This window comes from Aeromonas sp. 600948, from assembly GCF_049174875.1.
In the GTDB taxonomy this organism is placed as follows: Bacteria; Pseudomonadota; Gammaproteobacteria; order Enterobacterales; family Aeromonadaceae; genus Aeromonas; species Aeromonas veronii_A.
This window is the reverse complement of the sequence record NZ_JAAKTY010000014.1, coordinates 98,957-108,789: the sequence shown is the minus strand read 5'-3', so window position 1 is coordinate 108,789 and position 9,833 is coordinate 98,957. Positions and strand designations below refer to the sequence as shown.

At 57.9% G+C, this 9,833-nt stretch carries 7 protein-coding genes; 5 read left to right on the top strand and 2 right to left on the bottom strand.

All coding sequences use genetic code 11. The features are described 5' to 3' along the window. Window positions 1–246 precede the first annotated feature (246 nt). The gene (locus G5182_RS13395; RefSeq protein WP_088869706.1) at window positions 247–1,296 is read right to left on the bottom strand and encodes a porin; all 1,050 of its coding nucleotides are present in this window, start codon (window positions 1,294–1,296) and stop codon (window positions 247–249) included. Between the two features lie 394 nt (window positions 1,297–1,690). Here G5182_RS13395 and dinG point away from each other — a divergent pair, with 394 nt between their 5' ends. From dinG to G5182_RS13380, 3 genes are all read left to right on the top strand, one after another. Further along, entirely contained in the window at window positions 1,691–3,763 is a 2,073-nt protein-coding gene (gene dinG / locus G5182_RS13390; RefSeq protein ID WP_421254434.1) for an ATP-dependent DNA helicase DinG, read from the top strand. A 142-nt stretch (window positions 3,764–3,905) separates the two neighbouring features. Beyond that, entirely contained in the window at window positions 3,906–4,565 is a 660-nt protein-coding gene (locus G5182_RS13385; protein ID WP_216954052.1) for a DUF2057 domain-containing protein, read from the top strand. Window positions 4,566–4,664: 99 nt separating this feature from the next. Continuing rightward, window positions 4,665–5,561, top strand: a complete 897-nt coding sequence (locus G5182_RS13380; protein WP_227340820.1) for a histone deacetylase — start codon at window positions 4,665–4,667, stop codon at window positions 5,559–5,561. 159 nt (window positions 5,562–5,720) lie between these two features. Here G5182_RS13380 and ylqF read toward each other — a convergent pair whose 3' ends face one another. Then, entirely contained in the window at window positions 5,721–6,671 is a 951-nt protein-coding gene (gene ylqF / locus G5182_RS13375) for a ribosome biogenesis GTPase YlqF (protein WP_005334061.1), read from the bottom strand. Window positions 6,672–6,994: 323 nt separating this feature from the next. Between ylqF and G5182_RS13370 the strand changes: the two genes are divergently transcribed. Continuing rightward, entirely contained in the window at window positions 6,995–8,392 is a 1,398-nt protein-coding gene (locus G5182_RS13370; RefSeq protein ID WP_005334065.1) for an alkaline phosphatase, read from the top strand. An 11-nt stretch (window positions 8,393–8,403) separates the two neighbouring features. Next, window positions 8,404–9,795, top strand: a complete 1,392-nt coding sequence (locus G5182_RS13365) for an alkaline phosphatase (protein ID WP_127006774.1) — start codon at window positions 8,404–8,406, stop codon at window positions 9,793–9,795. The last annotated feature ends 38 nt before the right edge of the window (window positions 9,796–9,833 follow it).

Below are 9,833 nucleotides of genomic sequence, written 5' to 3'. Positions count from 1 at the left end.
AGCAGGAAGCAGGAAGCAGGAAGCAGGAAGCAGGAAGCAGGAAGCAGGAAGCAGGAAGCAGGAAGCAGGAAGCAGGAGAGATTAACCGAGACAAATGGTTTGCCAAAGATCACTTAACACAGCAATCCGGCGATTTATCATGGCGCCAATCCGCTGTCGCCAAAAAAGAAAATGGCCGAGAAATTATCTCGGCCATTTGTAGCCTGGTCAAAGACTCAAGCCTGGATATTACTCTTGTTCAACTTATTAGAAGTTGTACTGCAGAGCAACAGTCCACTCGTCGTCATGCTTCTCGATACCCTGGATCTTGTACTCGGTGTAAGCTTTCAGCTTCGGAGTGAAAGCGTACTGAACACCCAGCAGGGTCTCGTCAACCAGATCCTTGTAAGTAGAACCGGCAGCTTGAGCGTTGGCCTTGCCTTCTTTGAAGTTGTAACCAGCCAGGAAGGTCCAAGCATCTACGTTGTAAGAAGCAGCCAGCTCGTAACCACGGCCGTCATCTTTCAGACCCAGGCTCTTGTTCTTCACTTCGCCTTCAGTGTAAACACCGGCAAAATAGAAGCCATTGATAGCGTAGTGCGCGCCAATAGCCCACTCGTCTTTCTTACCAGTCTGACCGTTAACTTTGTTTTGCAGGTCGGAGTAGGCATAACCGGCGTTGAAGCCCAGGCCGAAGTCAAAATCGTAACCGGCGGCAACGGCATAAGCTTTCTTACGCTTAACGTCGGAACCAAAGATGGCATCTTCTTTGACCTTCTGACCAACGTCAGTGATCTTGACCGCTACGTCGTCATTGGTTTGGTAGGAAACTTTACCTTTGAAACCACCGAAGGTGTTGGAGTAGATAACCTGGCCTTCCTGACGACCGTCATAGAAGTTACCCGCATCGCCCCACTCGTTGAAAATATCGGTCGGCTCGAGTACGTCGTAGAAAGCAGTGTCGGTCTGACCGAAGATGATTTTACCGTACTGGGTGCCGTCAAAGCCTGCATAGATATGACGAGCATCGAACTTGCTAGACTTACCGTCACTGCCCTTGTCGGAGTTTTCAGCAGCAACTTGCCACTCGGTCTTGGCGATACCGGACCAGGTGTTGTTCAGAGCAACTTTACCGGACCAGCCCAGACGGGAAGAACCAATCAGCTCGCCATCGGTATCATCGTGCTCACCGTAGTAGTTAGCCTGTACACGGCCGTATACGTCGAAAGTGGTACCGTCTTTGTCATAGATCACCGCGGCGTTAGCGGCGGATGCAAACAGAGCCGGAATGGCAATAGCCAGAATTGTCTTTTTCATAGTTTCCAATGCCTACTGTAATTAAACACTAAGTTGTTGTTATTCCCTGTGTTAGCGATGTTCTTTGCATCACTATGCCGCCGAGACTAGCACCGGATTTTTTGAACCGCAATGAAAAAACTTGGAACTTTTTACGGAAACCATAGTCATGGAGGCAAAAATGTGAGCCAAGTCTCACCTGACGGCAAGGTAAAAGGAAAACGTTTACAATGAATCCTGCTGATTATTTGGACTCAAATAGTCTATTTTGCATGCAAATGACGCTAACTACCTGATAAACAACCAAAGTGGTCTGATCAGCGTAAAACTCCGTGATAATGGCTGTTGCCTCGACCTCACCGAGGGGTTGCGGGTATCCTTGTCCTTCGATTAACCCCTAACTGGCCTTCTCTTCATGCTCTCTACTCGCCTCAAAGCAACCATTCGTCAAACCTATCGCCAGATTTCGGATGGATTACCCGGTTTTGTGCCGCGCAAAGAGCAGAACTTTCTGGTGGCCGAGATAGCCAAAACCCTGACCGGCGAGTACGACAAACAACGCCGTATTCTGGTTGCCGAAGCGGGTACCGGTATCGGCAAATCCCTCTCCTATGCGCAGGGCGCCATTCCGGTGGCGCGACTCACCCAGAAGAAGCTGGTGATCTCCACCGCCACAGTGGCCCTGCAAGAGCAGCTGATCCACAAAGACCTTCCTTTTTACCACCGCCACAGCGAGCTTCCGTTTCGCTTTATGCTGGTCAAGGGGCGTCAACGCTACTGTTGCGAGCATCTGCTGGAGCAGGCAGCCAGTGGCGCCGAGATGGCCAACTTCGAGCTCGACTTTGGCAGTTTGAGCAAATCCAAACCATCGGACAGCGACAAGGATCGCTACCAGGCGCTGTGGCAGGCCTACACCAATGGCAAGTGGGACGGGGATCGGGACAACTGGCCGGAGCCCATTCCCGACACTTGCTGGGATCGCATCGCCGCAGACCGCCACACCTGCAACAAGGCGCTGAGCCATCACCAGCACTGCCCCTTTCATCGCGCCCGCAACGACATGGAGAGCGCCGATGTGCTGGTCGTCAACCATGCGCTACTGCTCTCCGATCTCACCATGGGCGGCGGCATCATTCTGCCGCCCCCTGATGAGTGCATCTATGTGCTGGATGAGGCCCATCACCTGCCCACCATCGCCCGGGATCACGGCGCAGCGTCGGCCAGCGTCAAAGGCTCGCGTCGCTGGCTGGAGAAGCTGGTACAAAGTGCAGGCAAGCTGGCGCGGACTCTTAATAAGGAAAGCCTGCTCGACCCCCAACTCAAACTGCAGGATGCACTGGCCACCATCCAGCCTGATCTGAAGGCGGTCGAGCAGTGGCTCAGCGCCAACGATCGGCTGTTTGGCACGGAACCCCACTACCGCTTCGTCGAAGGGGTATTGCCGGATCCCCTGCCCATGCTGGCGGAGAATCTCAAGGAGTCGAGCAAGAAGGCGCTGCGAGCGCTGGATCGGATGCAAGGGGCCATAGGTGAAGCGCTGAAAGATGGCGAGATCCGCCGCAAGGAGGCCGAACCCCTGCTGGCCGAGAGCGGTTTTCATCTGCAACGGCTGGAGAGTTTCTGCGCCCTGTGGGAGATGCTGGGGCGCCATGTGCCGACCGGCAAAACCCCGCTCGCCCGCTGGATAGCCAAGAGCGATGACGGCGATATCTGGCTGCACGCTTCACCGATAGAGGTGGGCTATCTGCTGGAGGAGTGGCTCTGGTCGAAATGTTTGGGGGCCGTGCTGGTCTCCGCGACTCTCACAGCACTCTCTTCCTTTAGTTATTTTCGCCATCAGGTGGGGCTCAAGGAGCACGACGGTACCCGCTATCTGCGCCTGCGCTCCCCCTTTGACTACCAGAAAGCCGAGCTCTATCTGCCCAAGATGGAGCACGAACCCAACTCACCAGCCTTTACCAATGAACTCATCAGCGTGCTGCCACGTATTCTGGCGGGCAAGGAGGCGAGTCTGGTGCTCTTCTCCTCCTACCGCCAGATGAATGAGGTGGCCGTTGGCTTGCGAGCCAAGGGGCTGTCACTGCTGGTGCAGGGGGAAGCCTCCCGCAATGCCCTGCTCACCCTGCACAAGCAGAAATGCGATGGCGGTCAAGCCAGCATCCTGTTTGGTACCGGCAGCTTCTCGGAGGGGCTGGATCTGCCGGGTCACTACCTCACCAATCTGGTGATCACCAAACTCCCCTTTGCGGTGCCCAACTCACCGGTCGAGGAGGCTACCGCCGAGTGGGTGGAGCAGCGAGGAGGCAACCCCTTTCTGCAACTGACGGTGCCGGAGGCATCGCGCAAACTGATCCAGGCCTGTGGCCGCCTCATCCGCAAAGAGGCCGATCGGGGACGGGTCACCATTCTGGACCGGCGTCTACTGACCAAACGTTATGGCAAGGGGTTACTTGATGCCCTCCCCCCGTTTACACGGCGGTTCGAATAAATAAGCATGCCGTTATTGATAAATGAACTGACAACTGCACGAACATACACCTCCAGAAAGAGCCATTGCCGCAGTAGACCAAACCTGTAAAAATGAGCCCCTGTTTTCAGTGGGCAATCGCCTGACTGTTCAAGGAGATGAAATGAAACTGACTGTTCTGGTACCGGCGCTGGCTGGTCTGTTGTGGGCCGGTAGCGCCTTGGCTGATGCCAAACTGGAAGTATCCACCCCTTACATCGTGCAGTTGATTGATGGCCAATCCATCAACCCCCAGCTGCTCGACAAAACCAGCACCTTCCCCCTCTCTGCCGGCAAGCACCAGTTGGTCGTCGCCTTTGAAGGCAACTACTCCAGCCGTAACGAAATCAAGCTGGTGACCGCCGAGCCGCTGGTGCTGAACTTCACTGCAGCCGACAATCAGCAGCTGGTGCTGGACTATAAAAAGCCCCGCAATGAAGCAGAAGCCAAACAGTTCCTGAAAGATCAGAAAGTGGCGCTGAAAGACAAGGTCACAGGACAGCAAGTGAGCAGTGAACAGTTCGTAATGCCGAAAGTAGAGGGCTTCCAGCTGACCCGTGACTATCAGCAAGAGCTGATCAACATGGGCAAAGCTTTCAACCAGCCCAAAACCGTTGCCGTCTCCTCTGCTGCCGTGATGGCTGCCGCCAGCGCACCGGCCCAAGCCGCGCCCAGCAAGGCGCAAAGCAATCCGGAAGCCCTGACCCAACTGCAAAACTGGTACAACAAGGCCGATGCGGAAACCCGCAAAGCCTTCCAGATCTGGGTTATCCAGCAGCAGTAATCCGGAAACATCATCCTGACCCGTCGGGAATGACAAGGGGAGCTTGGCTCCCCTTTTTCATATCCAGGTTCATCTCTGCATCGATGGAACAATGCCCTGATGTCACTGCATATTTTCTATCACCCCCTCTACTCCTCCCTGGCCCTGCCCGAACGCCATCGCTTCCCGCTGGCCAAGTATCAGGGGCTGTTTGAGCGCTTGCAGGTGCAGGGTTACCCCCTTGGCGAAGCGCCGTCGGCCACCCGGGAGCAAATCTGTCGCATTCACGATGCTGATTATGTCGCGGCGGCCCTGAGCGGCCAGCTGGAAGATCGCGCCATCCGCAAGATCGGTTTTCCCTGGTCACCCATTCTGATAGAGCGCACCTTGCGCTCGGTGGGTGCCACCGTTGCCGCCAGCCGCCATGCTCTTGAGCAGGGATGCGGCTTGCAGATCTCCGGCGGCTATCACCACGCCCATCGCGATCACGGCAGCGGTTTTTGCCTGTTCAACGATCTGGTGATTGCGGCGCAGGCTTGCCTCGACGAGGGGCGCTGCGAACAGGTGCTGATCGTCGATCTCGATGTGCATCAAGGAGATGGCAGTGCAGCCCTGTGCGCCGGACGGCGCGATATCATCACCCTATCCCTTCATGGGGAGCACAACTTTCCCCATCACAAAGCCGCCTCTCACCTCGACTTTCCGCTGCCAAGCGGCATGACGGACGATGCCTATCTCACCACACTGCAACAGGCACTCTCGCTGGCACTGCGGCTCTATTCGCCGGATCTCATCCTCTATCAGGCGGGCGTCGATGTGCATCATGCCGACGAGCTTGGTTATCTCTCCTTGAGCGATGCAGGGGTTCGCCTGCGCGATGCCATGGTATTTGGCTGTGCAATCAAGCATGGGTTGCCCATCGCGGCGGTGCCCGGTGGCGGCTATCGCCGCGACTGGCGACAGCTGATCCCGCTTCATATGTCGCTGTTTGAGACGGCGCGCCATCGTTTTGGCTGATGGCATGGCTTTATATGGCGCGGACACGCCATCAGAGTGGGAGGAGATTTCTCTAGATAAAACAGAAGAGGCGACCCCTGGGGTCGCCTCTTCGTGTTCCGTCATCTCGGTCACACAAGCTCGCTCGTTGTCAGGCAAGCTCGGGACATCTGAGGATAATTATTTCTGACGCTTGCGGGCGTACTTGCGACGGGCGCGGGCCTGACGCTCCTCTTCCCGCTCGGCCTTCTCTTTGGCTTTTTGCTCGGCTTCTGCCGCGGCTTCGACAATCTCGACGCTCACCATCTCCGGCGTCTCCAGCGAGATGCGGCCAAGCAAGCCGGAGCGGAACTCGTTGATCAGGATCTCGGACGCCTTGTGCAGGTCGGCCAGCCCCCCTTTGCGCATAAACGCCCGCTGGCGGGCGATCATCTCCAGCAGCTCGATCTCGGTCTCGGGCAACTCGTCAATCTGGTAGCGCGCCTTGATCCGCTCCGGATAGGCCTTGATGAAGTAGTCAGCGGCGAACATGGCGATATCGGCATAGTCGAACACCGTGTCCTTGATGGCCGCTGTGATGGCCAGACGATAACCGCAGGAGGGCGGATTGAGCTTGGGCCAGAGGAAACCCGGGGTATCGGTCAGGATGACGTTGTTATCCAGCTTGATCCGCTGCTGGGACTTGGTCACCCCCGCCTCGTTGCCAGTACGGGCGATGATGCGCCCCGCCAGGGTATTGATCAGGGTGGACTTGCCCACGTTGGGGATCCCCATGATCATCGCCCGCACGCCGCGCAGCTCAAAATTGCGCTCCGGCAGCATCTCGTGGCAGAGAGTCAGCAGTTGCTTGATCTTCTCCGGCTCTTGTTGCGTCAGCGGCAGCGCCTTGATCCCCTTCTCTTTTTCCATGTGCGCCACCCACAGATCGGTGATCGCCGGATCGGCCAGGTCCGCCTTGTTCAGCACCTTGATCACCGGGGTATCACCACGCAGCTCGGGCACCAGCGGGTTTTCGCTGGAGAAGGGGATGCGGGCATCGAGCATCTCGATGATCACATCGACCTGGGGCATGACCTCGGCAATCTCTTTGCGGGCCTTGTGCATGTGACCGGGGAACCAGTTGATGGACATATCCGTTACTCTCTGTGGGGGCTGCGGGCGGGCGCATGGAACAACAGGCGCTCTGCCGCGGGCATCGAACGAAGGGGGCGCATTTTACCTGCTGCGGGCCTCTTTTGACAGGTCATTCTAACCATCACCTCATCAAATCAGCAAACCGCCGAGGCGGAGCGACCTTGCCGGAAGCGACCGGACCAACTGGCTCAATTGACAGATAACACATTGATATAGTGTAACATTTTCATCACTTTTTCACACAACCGTCACCGATAGTCAGTAAAAGTGTCATCTGCCCCCTCTAGGCTGCGCTCAGGTTTTACAAGGAGCGAACCCCAATGAGAAAAATGGCAGGACTTGCAGTGATGATCGGCGCCGCCCTGGCTGCCGGCTGCAAATCAGACAATGACACGGTGGCGACCAAGCCCGCAGCCCAACCCACCAACGTCATCTTCTTCCTCGGTGACGGCATGGGCCTCAACACCCTGACGGCAGCCCGCATCTACGGTGTCGGCGAAGAGGGTGATCTCACCATCGATACCCTGCCAGAGACGGCCTTTATCAAGACCTTCTCCCACGATGCCCAGGTCACTGACTCGGCCCCCTCCATGGCGGCCTACATGACCGGGGTCAAGAGCAACAACGGCGTCATCAGCATGGACGGCGACGCCACCTATGAGAGCGACTGCAGCAAGAGCGCCGGCAAGCCGGTGACTACCCTGCTAGAGCTGGCCAAAGCCGATGGCCGCGGTACCGGCGTGGTAACCAGTACCCGGGTGACCCACGCCACCCCGGCGGCTACCTATGCCCATATCTGCAACCGGGATCTGGAGGCAGATATCGCCGTCCAGCTGGTACCGGGCGGCAAAGGCTACAACAGCGCCCTCAAGGAGGGGCTGGATGTGGTGCTCGGTGGCGGCAGCAGTTTCTTCCTGCCCAAAGCCGACAAGGGCAAGCGGGAGGATGGCCGCAACCTCATCAGCGAAATGCAGGCCAAGGGCTACCAGTTTGCCAGCAATCTGGATGAGCTGAACAAGGCCGATGCGGGCAAGCCGCTGCTGGGTCTGTTTGGTTCCAGCCACATGAAATATGACCTGGACCGCCCTGCCAGCGAGCCGTCACTGGCCCAGATGACCCTGGCCGCCATCAAGCAGCTCAAGGGCAAAGAGAAGGGTTACTTCCTGATGGTGGAAGGGGGCCGCATCGACCACGCCCTGCACGACACCAACGCCAAGCGGGCGCTGCAGGACACCATCGCCTTCGACAACGCCATCAAAGCCGCCATCGACGAGGTGAAAAAGAGCGACCCCGAGCTGAAAAACACCCTGATCGTGGTCACCGCCGATCACGACCACACGCTAGTGCTCAACGGCTATGCCAAGCGCACCGGCAAGACCACCGCCGACAACCCCGGCGTACTCGGGCTGGTGAAGAACTACGAGACTGGCGAGCCAAGCAAGGATAGCGAGGGCATGCCCTACACCATCATAGGTTTTGGCAACGGCTACAACCGGGTGGATGGCCCGCGCAGCAGCGTCGCCCCACTCGACGATGCCACCGTCTCCGCCAATGACTACCACCAGGAAGTGGTGGTCAAGGTAGGCGAGATCGGCAACGAGACCCACGGCGGCACAGATGTCTTCCTCGGCGCCATCGGCAAGGGGGCTGACAGCTTCCATGGCTCACTCGATAACACCGCCGTGTTCGGCAAGATCAAGGCTGCGGCCAAGCTGTAAGGAGCACTTTCATGAGCAAACAGATGAACACATCCATCAAGCACACGCTGGTCTGCGCAGCCCTGTTCAGTGCGCTGGGCGCAACCTCCCAGGCACAGGCCGCTGATGCCAAAAACGTCATTCTCTTTATCGGTGATGGCATGGGGCCCACCGTGCTCACCGCCACCCGCCTGTTCAAGGTGGGAGAAGAGGGCAATCTGGAGATGATGAAACTGCCGCGCAGTGCCCGCATCAAGACCTTCTCCAACGATGCCCAGACCACCGACTCGGCCCCCTCCATGGCGGCCTACACCACCGGGGTCAAGATGAACAACGAGGTGATCGCCATGAGCAGCGACACCAAAGCCGTCGCCCCCGGCAAAGACGTCAATGGCAACAAAACCGTCAACAATTGCAGCAGCGATAACGGCAAGCCGGTGCCCACCATCCTGGAGCTGGCCAAGGCGGCAGGCAAATCGGTCGGGGCCGTCACCACTACCGAGCTGACCCACGCGACCCCGGCGGCCACCTACGCCCACATCTGCCATCGGGATGCCGCTTATGACATCGCCGCACAGGCCGTTCCTGGGGGCGCTGGCTATAACAGTGCCCTCAAGGATGGGGTCGATGTGCTGATGGGGGGTGGTGCCAACCACTGGACCCCCTACAGCGCCAGCAACAAGGGCGGTCGCAATGACAACCGCGACCTGACCGCCGAGATGAAGGCGCAGGGATACAGCTATGTCACTACCCAAAGTGAACTGGCCAAGGTCACCAGTGGCAAGGTGCTCGGTCTGTTCAGCAGCAAATCCCACCTCGACTACGAGCTGGATCGGGTCGCCAAGGGGGCAGCCAATACCCAGCCGTCCCTCTCCGAAATGACCGCCAAAGCGATCGACCTGCTGAGCAAGAACAGTCAGGGTTACTTCCTGATGGTAGAAGGCGGCCGGATCGATCATGCCCTGCACGGCACCAACGCCAAGCGCTCGCTCACCGACGCGGTGGCACTGGATGAGGCGGTCAAGACGGCGCTGGGTAAAGTGGATCTCAACAATACCCTGATCGTGGTCACCGCCGACCATGACCACACCATGACCATTAACGGCTACTCCGCCAAGGGCAATCCGGTGCTGGATCTGGTGAAAAATGGCGATGGCTCGACCCAGAACGACGTGGATGGCAAGCCCTTCACCACCCTGGTGTTCGGTAACGGCCCCAACCGCCCCGATGTGCGTCCCGTCCTCACCAGCGATCAGGTGATGGCCAATGACTATCTGCAGGAGACCGGCGTCAAACTGACATCGGAAACCCACGGCGGCGGCGATGTGATGCTGTTTGCCGATGGCGCCGGCAGCAACCGCTTCAAAGGCACGCTGGATAACACCAAGGTGTTTGGCAAACTGCGGGAGGCGCTCGGCCTGTAAGCAGCAGGGGCCCGGGTGCATCTGAGCAATGGACTCAG